Here is a 12,451-nt window from a genome sequence, read left to right on the forward strand (position 1 = left end):
ATCTTGTATTCAATTGTATAATCATTTGTGTAATTAATTTTGTTTAATTACTTATATATTCCTGAATAGGTTGTTATTTGATATGAACAACTCAAGTAAATATCAGTAGTAGATTAACCAACTATGGAAATATACCTAAACGAATCCATAGTTGGCGTGCCATAATTTGTGGCTGACTGTTTATTTCCAAAGCATCAACAGTGACTCTGCCAATAGAAGTTTTACCTTGAATATTTCCCGATTCTATATCTGCTAAAAAATGATTACTCCATTTATCTTGTCGCGGATGAAAAAGGCTAACTTCAATATTTGATTCGGGATCATTTCCACTAATTCGAGTTCCCTTGCGAAGATTACAGGAGCGACAAGCAAGGGCTAAATTGGAATCAGCATCTGTACCTTGTCTGGAAAGCGGAATAATGTGTTCAACTTCAAAGGCAAGATTAAAAATCAACTCAGGCGCATGACAATATTCACAGCGATGATTAGCCTGGTCTGCAACCAAACTATAGTAGGGGTTCATGGGCTGATTTGCTGTAGTAGAGATGCTGTCCGTGCTGTAGAAGCTCTGAGTTCAGCATCGACAAGACTGTCTAATTCTGCTTGTTCCTCAAAAGAAAGCTCCTCTCCTTTGTCGCGTGCTGTCCGCCATAAACTCATCAGTTCAGATAAGCGTTTTTGCTGCTCGGCACTAAAGAACTGATCAGGGCGAAAACTTTGAATCACCAACAAAGCACTAAATCCCGTTTCACCTAACTCAGCAGTTAAAGCATCTAGAGCCTGTCCCGCAGTTTTACATACAGAAGACTTATCGCCGGCGATCGCTTGATAACATTTTTCACCACTGGCATCTGATATCGGCAAGATAACAACTGTAGTCATAATGTTTGTTCCTGCTTAACCCCTAATTATAACACCAGCGTAGGAGGGCATAGGGGATGAAAAAGTAAAAAGGTAAAAGAATCTTTTGACTTTTGACTTGATTTCGCCCCTACACTCCTGCTCCCTTGCCTCATTCTTGTGTATCTTGTTGCAGTATGGCGTGGCAATATTGAGTTAGTGTTGTGAGGCGATCGCTAATTGTCTTTAGTCTTGTTTGTACCGTCGATGTTTGCCGCGCCCCTTGTAAAAACATCACATCTACTTCCAACAGGCGTAACTGCTTGCTTATTTCCGTCTGGTAAGATTGCTCTCGCGAGTTTGCATCTACCGCCAAAGGGACGATTTCTTGAGCAAACAATTGTTGTAAGCTGGCTACACGCTGTTTTAGTTCAGGTGTAGTAACGTGAAGATTGCTGACATCTGTACGCAATTGTTCAAGTAAGTTTACCAGTGCTTGATATTTATCAGAACTTAAAGACATTCACTGCTATTTAAGATAGTATTAATGTCAAGAAAATTTTCTTCTACAATAATCTATCTTACGCTCTTACTTGTATTATCAGCCTCAGACTTTGCTTTGAGGCTGTGTTTGCAATCTACGTTTTTTTCCACATATGATCATGAAAACCCGCAGTGGATGAGTACCATAGGTATATAGGGAATCATCCTGTTACTATTTTCATCCTCCCACCAGGACAGCATCATCATAGACCGATGATGCTGCCAGTTGCATCTATTTCCCACTTATCCAGAGATCACCTCTCCTATTGTATGAGCAGCATAGCTATAAGTTCCCCGACTGATCTTTCCCTTCCCGAATGGCTGAAGAAATCTTTGCGGGAGACATCAGCCCAGCACAACGCAGCAGAAGATGACCGCCTATATAGTGATAACACGTTAATTTGCCGGGCGTTTGAATTTGCTTATCAGCTGCATAAAGGTCAATATCGCAAGTCAGGAGAATTATATATTAGCCATCCTGTGGCTGTAGCTGGTTTGCTGCGCGACTTAGGAGGCAGTCCCGCTATGATAGCAGCTGGATTTCTCCATGATGTAGTTGAAGATACAGATGTCACAATTGAAGAAATAGAGCAGCTATTTGGCGCGGAAGTGCGTCAGTTGGTGGAAGGTGTCACCAAGCTTTCTAAAATTAATTTCAAAAGCAAAACTGAAGGACAAGCTGAAAACTTTCGGCGAATGTTTTTGGCAATGGCGCAGGATATTCGGGTAATTGTGGTGAAGTTGGCAGACAGGTTGCATAATATGCGAACTCTGCAATATATGTCTGAAGACAGCCGCCGCCGTTCAGCCCAAGAAACCAGAGATATCTTTGCACCTTTAGCCAATCGTTTGGGGATCTGGCGGATTAAGTGGGAATTAGAAGATTTAGCCTTTAAGTATTTAGAACCAGAAGCCTTTCGCGAAATTCAGCAGCACGTTTCGGAAAAACGGACAGCCAGGGAAGAGAAATTAGCTAAAGCTACAACAACTTTGCAGCAACGGTTACAGCAAGCAGGAATTCGTTGTTTAGACGTTAGTGGTCGTCCCAAACATCTGTATAGCATCTACCAGAAGATGCAGCGACAGCAAAAGGAATTTCATGAAATTTATGATTTGGCAGCCCTGCGGATTATTGTAGAGACAAATGAAGAATGTTATCGGGCTTTAGCTGTAGTACACGATGCCTTCCGCCCCATTCCCGGCAGATTTAAAGATTATATCGGCTTACCCAAACCTAACCGCTACCAATCGTTGCATACAGGGGTCATTGGCTTAACCGGTCGTCCGTTAGAAGTGCAGATTCGCACAACAGAAATGCACCACATTGCAGAATACGGGATTGCAGCCCATTGGAAGTATAAAGAAACGGGTGGGTCTAATAGCCTACTGACAACCAGTGATGACAAGTTTACCTGGTTGCGGCAGCTATTGGAATGGCAAAGCGACATGAAGGACGCACAAGAGTATCTTGATAGCGTCAAAGATAATTTATTTGAAGACGATGTTTATGTCTTCACCCCCAAAGGGGATGTTGTTTCCTTAAATCCAGCTTCAACAACCATAGATTTTGCCTATCGTATCCATACAGAAGTAGGAAATCACTGTGCAGGGGCGCGGGTGAATGGTAGGATTGTCCCCCTGTCAACACGACTACACAATGGTGATATCGTCGATATTATTACCCAAAAGAATAGTCATCCCAGCTTAGATTGGCTAAATTTTGTCAGGACTTCCACAGCCAAGTATCGGATTAAACAATGGTACAAGCGATCGCGCCGGGAAGAAAATGTGGCTCGTGGGCGGGAGTTATTAGAAAAGGAACTAGGGAAAACAGGTTTTGATAATCTGCTGAAGTCAGAATCCATGCAGACCGTATCAGAAAAATGTAATTACCATAGTACAGAAGATTTACTAGCAGGTTTAGGTTATGGGGAAATAACCTTAAATTTGGTGTTGAATCGTTGGCGAGAAGTCGTGAAAGCGCAACAACCAACAGCAGAAGTCATCCCCTTACTACCAAAAGAGTCATCCACGCCCAAAACATATCCAACGACTTCCCGTGCTACAGACTCGCCAATTATCGGTGTAGAAGGATTAGTATATTATCTTGCCGGTTGTTGTACCCCCATTCCTGGAGAAGCAATTATTGGCGCAGTCACAAGGGGTAGAGGAATTTCCATCCATCGCCAAGGATGTCATAATTTAGAACCAGTAGAAGGCGATCGCCTAGTACCAGTGCGATGGAATTCCAGTGTAGAAAATAGTGGTCGTCCCCACACCTACCCAGTGAATATCCAAATTGAAGCCCTCGATAGAGTAGGGGTACTCAAGGATATCCTATCAAGATTAAGTGACCAAGGGATCAACGTGCGTCACGCCCAAGTCAAAACATCCATTGGTCAACCAGCATTAATGGACTTAGGAATAGAAATACGCGATCGCCCCCAACTAGAACAAGTATTCACTCAAATCAAAAAAATGAGCGACATCCTTAATATCCGTCGTGTTGGTCAAAGCGACGATTGATTGGGGACAAGTGACAAGTGACAGGTGACAGGTGACAGGTGACAGGTGACAGGTGACAGGTGACAGGGGGAGCAACGCGATTTTTTTTGTGAGATAGGGAGGTAGGGGAGACAAAGTAAAATTTTCTCAGCACTCCCTACTCAGCACTCCCTACTCAGCACTCAGCACTCAGCACTCAGCACTCAGTATTATGAAATTCCAGGATTATCTAATGTTTTGATCTGCTGTAAAATTTGTTCAATTTGGTAAACTTTCTCGTTTCTCTTTTGGGTTTTAAAGATATTTAAAGCTTTTTCTAAAGAAGCTCGTGCTTGATCCTTTTGATTAGTTTGCCATAATGCCTGACCATAATTAATCAGTGCATCACCATAATCAGGATTAATTTCTAAAGCTTTTTTGTATTCGGTAATGGCATCTTCCCAACGACTTTGGCTAGCATACACCACGCCCACTGCATTATAGGCTAAAGCATATTTTGAATTGCGGCGAATGGCTTCGCGGTAGGCACTAATCGCAGCTTCTGGTTGGCTCAGACGTGCAAACACATTGCCTAATTGGAAGTTGCCAAAAGTATCTTCGGGATATTTTTTTAGCAGTTGACACAGAGTTCTTTCTGCGCCTTTAAAGTTACGCTGATTGTATAAATCATTAGCTTGTTGGATCAGCTGCGATCGCTCTTGTGATGTATCCGCAAACTGTGCTAACTTCTGTACTTGTTTCTGTTGCGGTTTTTGTTCTGGGGTATTTAATGCTGTTTGACAGGCAAACTTTGCTGGTGATTGTTCCTGTGCTTGAGCAGCAATTGGCAACACTAGGGCGATGAGATTCAGCGATACACAGCTAAAAGCTTTCACAAATCCTGATTGCAGTTGACTGTTTGGCTTCATCACCCTCATCCTTATCTTTAATCACGTCCTGATCCCCATAATAACCTGAAGTGCGGCCACATAAGCAATATAGGGAAAATAGGGAAGTGAGAAGATGTAGCTATAAGCAGTATCTTGCAAGCGATCAAACGAATTTATTTTCATAGAATAAATTTGGTGTGTTCATGTTAATTGATTTCTTTGGTCGTACCAACTATTGACTAGTGAAATAATATTATCTATCGCTTGATTATCGAGTTTTTTAAGTTCATTATTATCACGTAATTGTAAGCCCGCATTATTTTCAGATTTAATAATAGGCTCTAAAATCCATTGATAGTAACCTTGATCATTATCTAAAGTGAAGAAAAATAGGCACACTGGAAATGGTAAATCTCTCAGCAAAGTTTGATGATTATGACTATTTTTTAATTTAAAAACTTCGCCATTTTGCGTTAAACTATCCGAAGAAATTTTAGCTTTGACTTCGACACCAAAGAGCCTACCACTATACATACTATCTTTGGTGATTGTGACGAGGAAGTCTAAGCCTGCTGTATTTTTTTGTGACGGAGAAACAATCAAATCATCACGACGAGTTAAATACACCATCGCCAGAGCTTCTGAACGTAAACCAATATACCAAGGTTGTTCTGTTTGCATCTTTCTATCTCCATTCTTGATCAGGAAATTGCGAAGCTAAATTTTTCGGTTTGCATTGAGTCCAAAAATTATTTACTTCATTCCAAAGAATTTGTCTATTTTGTTTATTAATCAAAAAAGTAGTAGATAAACTTGAGAGAGATTTTAAATTTTCGCCGTTTGCAGAAACTATATAACCTGTTTCATTAATTTCATCAATTCCAACTATATAAGTTGGTGCTGGATATGATGCTAAACCAATCACACTTTTTTCTTTAACTTGTATTTTCAGGCGATTGAGTTTTTTTGTATAACCTTTTCTTGTAGTTTTGACTTGTACAAAGAAGTAGGGAATATATGAACCAGTGCCTACTAACTCCACGATAAAATCAATATACTGCCATTTATCTCCTAAAAACTGGGGCTTAAAAATTGGGCCAGCATCCGAGTGAAATTCGGTTATTAAAAGTTTAAATAGTGCTTCTCCTCTCTCTCCCAGTGCATCCCTCATGTTTTTGCATATACCTCTATCTTAATTCAAGATATAAATTAATTTTATCAAGACAATATAGGGTAATAAATTTTACTTACCCTATATATGTTTTACGCATTCATACTAAACTAAGCACCTTCCCTTAATTTATCTAAGACGCTTCTATCTTCTAGAGTGGAAGTATCCCCAGATACCTCTTGACCAGCAGCGAGATTCCGTAGTAATCGCCGCATAATCTTACCCGATCGCGTTTTGGGTAATGCGTCAGTAAAGCGGATTTCTCCGGGACGGGCGATCGCACCAATTTCTCCAACTACGTGTTTTTTGAGTTCTTTGCTCAATTCTTCACTGGCTTGATAAGTGCCTTCTAGAGTGACAAAAGCAACCACTTCCTCGCCTTTGAGTTCATCGGGTTTACCTACTACCGCCGCCTCAGCCACGGCTGGGTGAGAAACTAAGGCTGATTCTATTTCCATTGTACCGAGGCGATGTCCTGAGACATTGAGTACATCATCTACGCGCCCCATTACCCAGAAATAGCCGTCTTCATCTTTCCTCGCCCCATCCCCAGCAAAGTAGGTGTACTTACCATCTTTGGGGGGGATATGTTCCCAGTAGGTGCGGCGGAAACGTTCAGGGTCGCCGTAGACATTCCGCATCATTCCTGGCCAAGGATGGCGTACCGCTAAATAACCGCCTTCGTTATCACCGACAGAGTTCCCCTCTAAATCCACCACATCAGCCAGAATACCAGGGAAAGGAAGGGTTGCTGAACCGGGTTTAGTAGGAATAGCCCCTGGTAGCGGTGTAATCATAATCCCACCTGTTTCTGTTTGCCACCAAGTATCCACAATTGGGCAACGTTCCCCGCCAATGATGCGGTAATACCACATCCAAGCTTCGGGGTTAATTGGTTCGCCGACAGTTCCCAGCAAGCGCAATGAGGACAAGTTGCGGGCTTTGGGGAGGTGTTCGCCCATTTTGATAAATGCCCGAATTGCTGTTGGTGCAGTGTAGAAAATGTTGACACCGTGTTTTTCGATAATATCCCAGGTACAACCAGGATTAGAAGCACGCGGCGCACCTTCATACATCAACGTAGTTGCACCATTGGAAAGAGGGCCGTAGACAATATAACTGTGTCCGGTAATCCAACCCACATCCGCAGTACACCAATAGACATCTGTATCTTGTAAATCGAAGATCCATTTGGTGGTCATGTGGGTGTATAGGTTATAACCGCCAGTGGTATGGACTACGCCCTTCGGTTTGCCTGTACTGCCAGAAGTGTAGAGAATGAACAGCATATCTTCGCTATCCATTGGTTCGGCGGGACAATCAGCAGAGACACCTTTTTGTAAATTATGCCACCAATAGTCTCGTCCTGCTTCCATATGGGTGTTTTGACCAGTACGCTGCACTACCAAAACATTTTTAATGCTGGGGACAAGACCATCAGCGATCGCTTTATCGACCTGTTCCTTGAGGGGAACGATCGCATCTTTACGCCAACCACCATCGGCTGTAATCACTAATTTAGCTTCAGCATCATTTAAGCGATCGCGCAAAGCCTCCGCACTGAAACCACCAAACACTACACTATGGGGTGCGCCAATTCTGGCACAGGCTAACATAGCGATCGCCGCTTCGGGAATCATCGGCATATAAATTCCGATGCGATCGCCTTTCTGCACACCCAGTTGCTTCAACACATTAGCAAATTGGCAGACTTCCCGATGTAATTGGGCATAGGTAAGAGTCCGGGAATCCCCAGGTTCTCCTTCCCAAATCAATGCGGCTTTGTTTTTCTTCCACGTAGTCAAATGTCTGTCAAGACAGTTGTAAGAAATATTTATCTTCCCACCCACAAACCATTTTGCAAACGGTGGTTGCCAATCTAGCACTGTGTCCCATTTTTCAAACCAATGCAACTCTGATGTAGCCAAATCTGCCCAAAATTTCTGTGGATCAGCTTTAGCTTGGTCATAGATACGCTGATAATCTTCTAGGCTTTTGATTTGGGCAGCTTGCGAAAACTCACTAGGGGGCTGAAATAGCCGCTTCTCTTGTAGGATTGATTCTATGCTGGACTCAGACATAATGTTCGCTGGTAATAGTGTTGTGACTGACAACTATTCTGTACTCAAAGTTACGCAAAAGAGCTTTGATTTTTTTTAAGCTAGGTAGGGATTTAGACTTATTACTCAAATATGGAGTATGATAAAGATTAATAGCTTCTGCATCTACCTACGTCAGTTCATAGTGCAGTTACTTATCGTAGTATTGAAAGATACTGTGCATTTTTCAGATATAAAATATTAATTAATATTTTGGGTTGAAGAAAAATATCAATCGGTCGAAGTATTGCTCATGGCGGCAAAAAGCTATAGTTATAGTAAAGTAGGCGATCGTTTGCAAGCAAAAGACATCAAAGATAAGTTGAAATTGCTGACTGAGCAAGCGTCCTTAATAGATTCTAATTTAGCCAAAAAATTAGATGAAATAAACCGTTGGGTAAAAGACATCAAGCCGGGTTCTCTGACTGCTAAACCATTTGTCCTAGCTTTTCTGTTAGAGGTAATTACGGATTCAACGATTTGGCTGATCATTCAATCCCTGCCCTCAGAAGCCGAAAAAGCAGCTAAATTTGCACAAATGACAGCTAATGAAAGGTACTGGTACGGGTATCTGTTTCCAAAATGGATTAATGCTAGCGATGCTAAGTTTTACATCTGGAAACAAAAACTCATGGCAGGGGAGTTTAATCAAGAAGATGATGATATCATAAAAGCTATAGCGCAACATATTGCCAGTAGAAACGGGAATGTTTGGCAACGCTATATTGCAGACCTTTCTATGGCCACAGATTTAATTGTTAGTAATCATCAGCAGCAACCACTCTGCATTCAAGTTACCAGTGTTAGTAAAGAACTAAATCACCAAAAACACCAAGCATGGGAAAGTACGCTACGTTCTTGGGAAATCGAGAGAGGATTATTCCTAAGTTACAATCCTCAAGATGCAAATTTCATCAACCAATTAGTGAATGTCACACTATACAACAGTGACTCTTTGGTTAATGGCAAATATTTAAAATTTTCTTAATTTTTGTCGGAAATTACATAATTTATTGATTTGCCAATGATGGCTTGATATGGCTAACCAAAAAGAAACTAATAGTTACAATAACCAGATGGAAACATTTACTGAAGCGTTAGCGACAGCCAGACAAATGCAGCAAGACTGGCTAAGTTATGGGTTAAATTTCATCCATGTCTACGTTGATGATGTGGATGGAGATTGGCTAGAAACTTGGGAAAATGATGAGATATTTGCTAACCCAGTGTTAGATCACATCAAAGAGTTTTTGGTAAGTGATGATATTGTAGCTTTAAGGTTACGGCATTACTTAGGCGATCGCTCACTGTTTGATCTAGCAGTAAACTTAGAAGAAATGTGGAGAATTACTCCCTCAACAGACAGATTAGCTACTGTAAAAAATATCTTAGCTATCGGCGAAACAGATGATGTAGAGGTATCAGATTTAGCCGATAGCTTGTTAAAAAAACTAACAGAAATGTTGTGAAACGTTGAATAGATAAATTGTGGAAATCAGGGTTTAGCGCACAGGTACGGCTTGTAATTGTTGTACATGGGTTTTAAAGATATACCATGTTTGACTTTGTTGATTACAAGCCAATGTTTTGTCAAAAGTTACTGTGTAATAATCTTTGAGTCTTTCCACCCGATTACCTTCACGGAACTCTGTATTACTATTGTTATTATCATTAATAGACGCAACAAAAAATTTATCGCCTGATCTAACAGCACACTTTTTATTATTTTCTGTAATTGTGCCTGACTGGCGAAACCAGTTTTCTTGTAGCTTGAAAGTAGTACCTCCATTGGAAGTAACTCTTAAAATCCTGATCACAGGTACACTTTGAGTCTGAGAATAAACAGCCTTAGGAACTACCACACCCAACACTCCACAGACAATACTTAAACCCACAATTAACGGTTTTAGATACAACTTAGTTTTACCAATAGCCATTGAGAATATCCTTAATGTTCAGTATGATTGACATTGTCAATGGCATAATTTTACACGAATCTTGATTCTAGGGAAATCTAGTATTCATCAATAATATATTGCACCTTTCTTAACAAGACCTAAAAAACTGGGTTTTCCAAGTGATAATTCAGGGTTTCAGCTTCAGATTTTCTCAATAAACCCTGTTTTTGACCTTAGAGGATGTTTGAAAAAGGAGACAATCGGATTATTTTTTTATACACGCCTTAACAAAAAAAGTTGAATTAGTGCCTATATCTGGGAAATATAAGCTTGTTGAAGCTTGTATAAATTAGGTAATGGGATTGATGGTAGAAAAAACACAGCTTGTTGAGCAGCTAGTTCAAGAGATTGTAGCGATTAATCACGCTTGGAAAGTTGCTCGTAAATTATTTGGAGAAGATTCACCCTTATCTACTTCCTCGCGGGATTTGAAAACCTGTTTGCAGGTACGTTTGTTACGCAGCTATGCACCTGAGCAAGTTTATTTGGTTGAGGATGAAGAAGTTGAAGGGGAAGAACTTTATAGTTTACGCCTGAGAAAACCCATAGGAAGCCGTCAGGATGTAGAACATCTACCAGTACGGGTAGCAAATGAGGTTTTTACTGATACAGAATTACGGCGATTCACCAATAAATAATCATATCAGGAGTGCTTTGTGGGAATAGCAAACATCTGGAACATCGTTTGGGATAACGATTTTTTTCACTGGGCTATTGTTTTCGTTTTCGCGATCGCCATTATTGCTGAGGTTGTGACAGTATGGCAATATTGGCAACAAGAATGTGGTGAAACTGCAACTGTAATTACATTTTTGATTAAGTACAAAGATAATCAAAGTATCCAGCCATCAAAGTATGTTCGGTCATGGTTACGAGAACATCTGGGAACTTATGAACCAATACAAGATAAAACATCCAAATTCATACTAATACAATATCCTGCTGTTTTAGCTCGATCAATACCTCGCAGTTCCTTGCGCTTTGTCACAACTTTGTGTACAGCACTCGGTATTTTGGGAACTTTTTACGGAATTCAACAGGGATTACAAGGAATTAGCCTCGATACTTCCAACTCTGATCAGTTGATGGAATCTAGTACAAAGCTACTCATGGGAATGAAAACAGCCTTTTCTACTTCTTTGATGGGGCTTGGTTCTGGTAGTCTATTTACTTTAATTTTATTTGTTGGTGATACTACGCGTCAAACACGGCGTAATGGTTTGCGGAAAAAATTGCAGGCAATCGCCACCTTCAAGACAACAGACAATTCTAACGGTGATGTCACTGAAGCACTCAGTCTTGTAGCCAAAAACTTAACGGGATTAAAACACTTAAATGCAGAAAGTATTGGACAAGCTGTAGGTAGAAGTATAGCGGAACAGTTCACCAGCTTAAACCAATTATCAGCCCAAAGTATTGGTCAAGCTGTAGGTCAGCAAATCTTACCCGCCCTAAAAGCCATCTTCCAAGAACAGAAAACACTCCGGGAACTCCAAGAAAGTCAGGGACAGAGGGTTTTAGAATCACTAATAAATGATTTGCGAATTCAGGTACTAGAACCAATTGCAAATCGACTAGATGAAAGTGCAAAGCTAACGCAACAAGCATCACAAGCTGTGTTGAATCTCCACCAAGAATTAGGGGGAATTTCTCAAAGTTTAGCCACTTCTATCCAGACAATTCAAAGCTTTCAAAAAGAGACATTGATTGAACTTCAGGGATTTGCTCACAATCTAGGACAAACTTTGAGTCAATTCCAAACTGAAACAAAAGGAGTTTTACAACAAACAGCAGTAGAAATTAATCGTGCTGTTGATCAAAGCATCCAAGGAATGACAACCCAGCGTACTGCTTTTGAAGCAAGTGCAGAACAAGCTGCTGCTACTTTTAGAGGTATTCGCGAGGAATTAGAAAAAGCATTACAATCAAGAGCCGAAGCAGAACAGCAGATGCTGCAAAGTACAAAAACGGGAATTATGCAAATTCTCACCCAAGCGAATACAGCCTTTCAACAACAAACACATAGTTTAACAGCAGTAGGTAATCAAGCTTCTGAGTTAATGAATAATGCTCAAAATAATCTCCTACTTTGTACAACAAAATTATCTCCTGGAGGGAACTTTAGGTGAACAACGTGATGGACTAGCTGAAGTAGTGAACAATCTAGATTTAGTTTTTCAAAATGAAGCTCAAAGGCGTAGTCAGTTGTCTCAAGAAGTTGACAACAGTATGGTTCAAATTCAACACGCTGCTAGAGAAGTTGGTCAACTAGTTACAGCAGTGGGTCTAAATTCAAGTCAGAGGTTATTACAACTAGAAGAACTTTCTCGTGGTATTGGTGAACAAGTAGAAGGTGTCAGCATTCTAAGCGCAAAGGGTAGGCTTTGAACCTACCCTTTCACTTTTTATTTACTTAACCTGAGTTCGGGATAAGGAAAAGGACAGGTAGTAAGCTGAAAATAGCGT

Annotated in this window: 14 protein-coding genes; 6 read left to right on the forward strand and 8 right to left on the reverse strand. The window is 40.7% G+C overall.

The genetic code is table 11. The features are described from left to right. Positions 1-121: 121 nt before the first annotated feature. From ACM0OR_RS26270 to patD, 3 genes are all read right to left on the reverse strand, one after another. Complete coding sequence (locus tag ACM0OR_RS26270) at positions 122-523, reverse strand: HNH endonuclease (protein ID WP_414579379.1); 402 nt, start codon at positions 521-523, stop codon at positions 122-124. Continuing rightward, positions 520-882, reverse strand: coding sequence for a hypothetical protein (locus ACM0OR_RS26275; RefSeq protein ID WP_414579380.1), 363 nt, complete (start codon positions 880-882; stop codon positions 520-522). The genes ACM0OR_RS26270 and ACM0OR_RS26275 overlap by 4 nt, the downstream gene beginning before the upstream one ends. Before the next feature lie 130 nt (positions 883-1,012). Continuing rightward, positions 1,013-1,363, reverse strand: coding sequence for a heterocyst frequency control protein PatD (gene patD / locus ACM0OR_RS26280; RefSeq protein WP_414579381.1), 351 nt, complete (start codon positions 1,361-1,363; stop codon positions 1,013-1,015). A gap of 290 nt (positions 1,364-1,653) precedes the next feature. Between patD and ACM0OR_RS26285 the strand changes: the two genes are divergently transcribed. Then, positions 1,654-3,909, forward strand: a complete 2,256-nt coding sequence (locus tag ACM0OR_RS26285) for a RelA/SpoT family protein (protein ID WP_414579388.1) — start codon at positions 1,654-1,656, stop codon at positions 3,907-3,909. 188 nt (positions 3,910-4,097) lie between these two features. Here the strand turns inward: ACM0OR_RS26285 and ACM0OR_RS26290 are convergent, their stop codons facing one another. The 4 genes from ACM0OR_RS26290 to acs all read right to left on the reverse strand — a co-directional run bounded on the left by ACM0OR_RS26290 (position 4,098) and on the right by acs (position 8,009). Then, positions 4,098-4,796: a tetratricopeptide repeat protein gene (locus tag ACM0OR_RS26290; protein WP_323267257.1), complete on the reverse strand. Its 699-nt coding sequence runs from the start codon at positions 4,794-4,796 to the stop codon at positions 4,098-4,100. Between the two features lie 162 nt (positions 4,797-4,958). Continuing rightward, on the reverse strand, positions 4,959-5,438 hold the full coding sequence (locus ACM0OR_RS26295) for a DUF4365 domain-containing protein (RefSeq protein ID WP_323267256.1): 480 nt from the start codon (positions 5,436-5,438) through the stop codon (positions 4,959-4,961). Between the two features lie 4 nt (positions 5,439-5,442). Beyond that, positions 5,443-5,928: a DUF4365 domain-containing protein gene (locus ACM0OR_RS26300; RefSeq protein ID WP_414579382.1), complete on the reverse strand. Its 486-nt coding sequence runs from the start codon at positions 5,926-5,928 to the stop codon at positions 5,443-5,445. Positions 5,929-6,038: 110 nt separating this feature from the next. Continuing rightward, positions 6,039-8,009 carry an acetate--CoA ligase gene (gene acs / locus ACM0OR_RS26305; RefSeq protein WP_414579383.1) on the reverse strand — a complete coding sequence of 657 codons (1,971 nt, stop codon included), beginning with the start codon at positions 8,007-8,009 and terminating at the stop codon, positions 6,039-6,041. A 313-nt stretch (positions 8,010-8,322) separates the two neighbouring features. Here acs and ACM0OR_RS26310 point away from each other — a divergent pair, with 313 nt between their 5' ends. Together ACM0OR_RS26310 and ACM0OR_RS26315 are read left to right on the forward strand one after the other, a co-directional pair. Further along, positions 8,323-9,015 (forward strand): hypothetical protein, encoded by a 693-nt coding sequence (locus ACM0OR_RS26310; RefSeq protein ID WP_190698714.1) that lies wholly within the window; start codon positions 8,323-8,325, stop codon positions 9,013-9,015. Between the two features lie 49 nt (positions 9,016-9,064). Next, positions 9,065-9,496 (forward strand): hypothetical protein, encoded by a 432-nt coding sequence (locus tag ACM0OR_RS26315; RefSeq protein ID WP_414579384.1) that lies wholly within the window; start codon positions 9,065-9,067, stop codon positions 9,494-9,496. A 33-nt stretch (positions 9,497-9,529) separates the two neighbouring features. Here the strand turns inward: ACM0OR_RS26315 and ACM0OR_RS26320 are convergent, their stop codons facing one another. Further along, positions 9,530-9,964 carry a hypothetical protein gene (locus tag ACM0OR_RS26320; RefSeq protein WP_323267252.1) on the reverse strand — a complete coding sequence of 145 codons (435 nt, stop codon included), beginning with the start codon at positions 9,962-9,964 and terminating at the stop codon, positions 9,530-9,532. A 326-nt stretch (positions 9,965-10,290) separates the two neighbouring features. On the opposite strand from ACM0OR_RS26320, the gene ACM0OR_RS26325 reads away from it, so the two are divergent. The 3 genes from ACM0OR_RS26325 to ACM0OR_RS26335 are packed head-to-tail and all read left to right on the forward strand — an operon-like array spanning position 10,291 to position 12,373. Beyond that, complete coding sequence (locus tag ACM0OR_RS26325; RefSeq protein ID WP_414579385.1) at positions 10,291-10,623, forward strand: hypothetical protein; 333 nt, start codon at positions 10,291-10,293, stop codon at positions 10,621-10,623. 18 nt (positions 10,624-10,641) lie between these two features. Next, positions 10,642-12,114 carry a hypothetical protein gene (locus ACM0OR_RS26330; RefSeq protein ID WP_414579386.1) on the forward strand — a complete coding sequence of 491 codons (1,473 nt, stop codon included), beginning with the start codon at positions 10,642-10,644 and terminating at the stop codon, positions 12,112-12,114. Beyond that, positions 12,053-12,373: a hypothetical protein gene (locus ACM0OR_RS26335; protein ID WP_414579387.1), complete on the forward strand. Its 321-nt coding sequence runs from the start codon at positions 12,053-12,055 to the stop codon at positions 12,371-12,373. Before ACM0OR_RS26330 ends, ACM0OR_RS26335 begins: the two co-directional genes overlap by 62 nt. The last annotated feature ends 78 nt before the right edge of the window (positions 12,374-12,451 follow it).

This window comes from Anabaena sp. CCY 9402-a, from assembly GCF_963920945.1.
GTDB classification, from domain to species: Bacteria; Cyanobacteriota; Cyanobacteriia; order Cyanobacteriales; family Nostocaceae; genus Trichormus; species Trichormus minutissimus.

What these genes read in the sequence shown, in the direction of transcription:
- ACM0OR_RS26270 (WP_414579379.1), bottom strand. Translation starts at nt 523, where the DNA reads ATGAACCCCTACTATAGTTTGGTTGCAGACCAGGCTAATCATCGCTGT.
- ACM0OR_RS26275 (WP_414579380.1), bottom strand. Translation starts at nt 882, where the DNA reads ATGACTACAGTTGTTATCTTGCCGATATCAGATGCCAGTGGTGAAAAA.
- patD (WP_414579381.1), bottom strand. Translation starts at nt 1,363, where the DNA reads ATGTCTTTAAGTTCTGATAAATATCAAGCACTGGTAAACTTACTTGAA.
- ACM0OR_RS26285 (WP_414579388.1), top strand. Translation starts at nt 1,654, where the DNA reads ATGAGCAGCATAGCTATAAGTTCCCCGACTGATCTTTCCCTTCCCGAA.
- ACM0OR_RS26290 (WP_323267257.1), bottom strand. Translation starts at nt 4,796, where the DNA reads ATGAAGCCAAACAGTCAACTGCAATCAGGATTTGTGAAAGCTTTTAGC.
- ACM0OR_RS26295 (WP_323267256.1), bottom strand. Translation starts at nt 5,438, where the DNA reads ATGCAAACAGAACAACCTTGGTATATTGGTTTACGTTCAGAAGCTCTG.
- ACM0OR_RS26300 (WP_414579382.1), bottom strand. Translation starts at nt 5,928, where the DNA reads ATGAGGGATGCACTGGGAGAGAGAGGAGAAGCACTATTTAAACTTTTA.
- acs (WP_414579383.1), bottom strand. Translation starts at nt 8,009, where the DNA reads ATGTCTGAGTCCAGCATAGAATCAATCCTACAAGAGAAGCGGCTATTT.
- ACM0OR_RS26315 (WP_414579384.1), top strand. Translation starts at nt 9,065, where the DNA reads ATGGCTAACCAAAAAGAAACTAATAGTTACAATAACCAGATGGAAACA.
- ACM0OR_RS26320 (WP_323267252.1), bottom strand. Translation starts at nt 9,964, where the DNA reads ATGGCTATTGGTAAAACTAAGTTGTATCTAAAACCGTTAATTGTGGGT.
- ACM0OR_RS26325 (WP_414579385.1), top strand. Translation starts at nt 10,291, where the DNA reads ATGGTAGAAAAAACACAGCTTGTTGAGCAGCTAGTTCAAGAGATTGTA.
- ACM0OR_RS26335 (WP_414579387.1), top strand. Translation starts at nt 12,053, where the DNA reads ATGCTCAAAATAATCTCCTACTTTGTACAACAAAATTATCTCCTGGAG.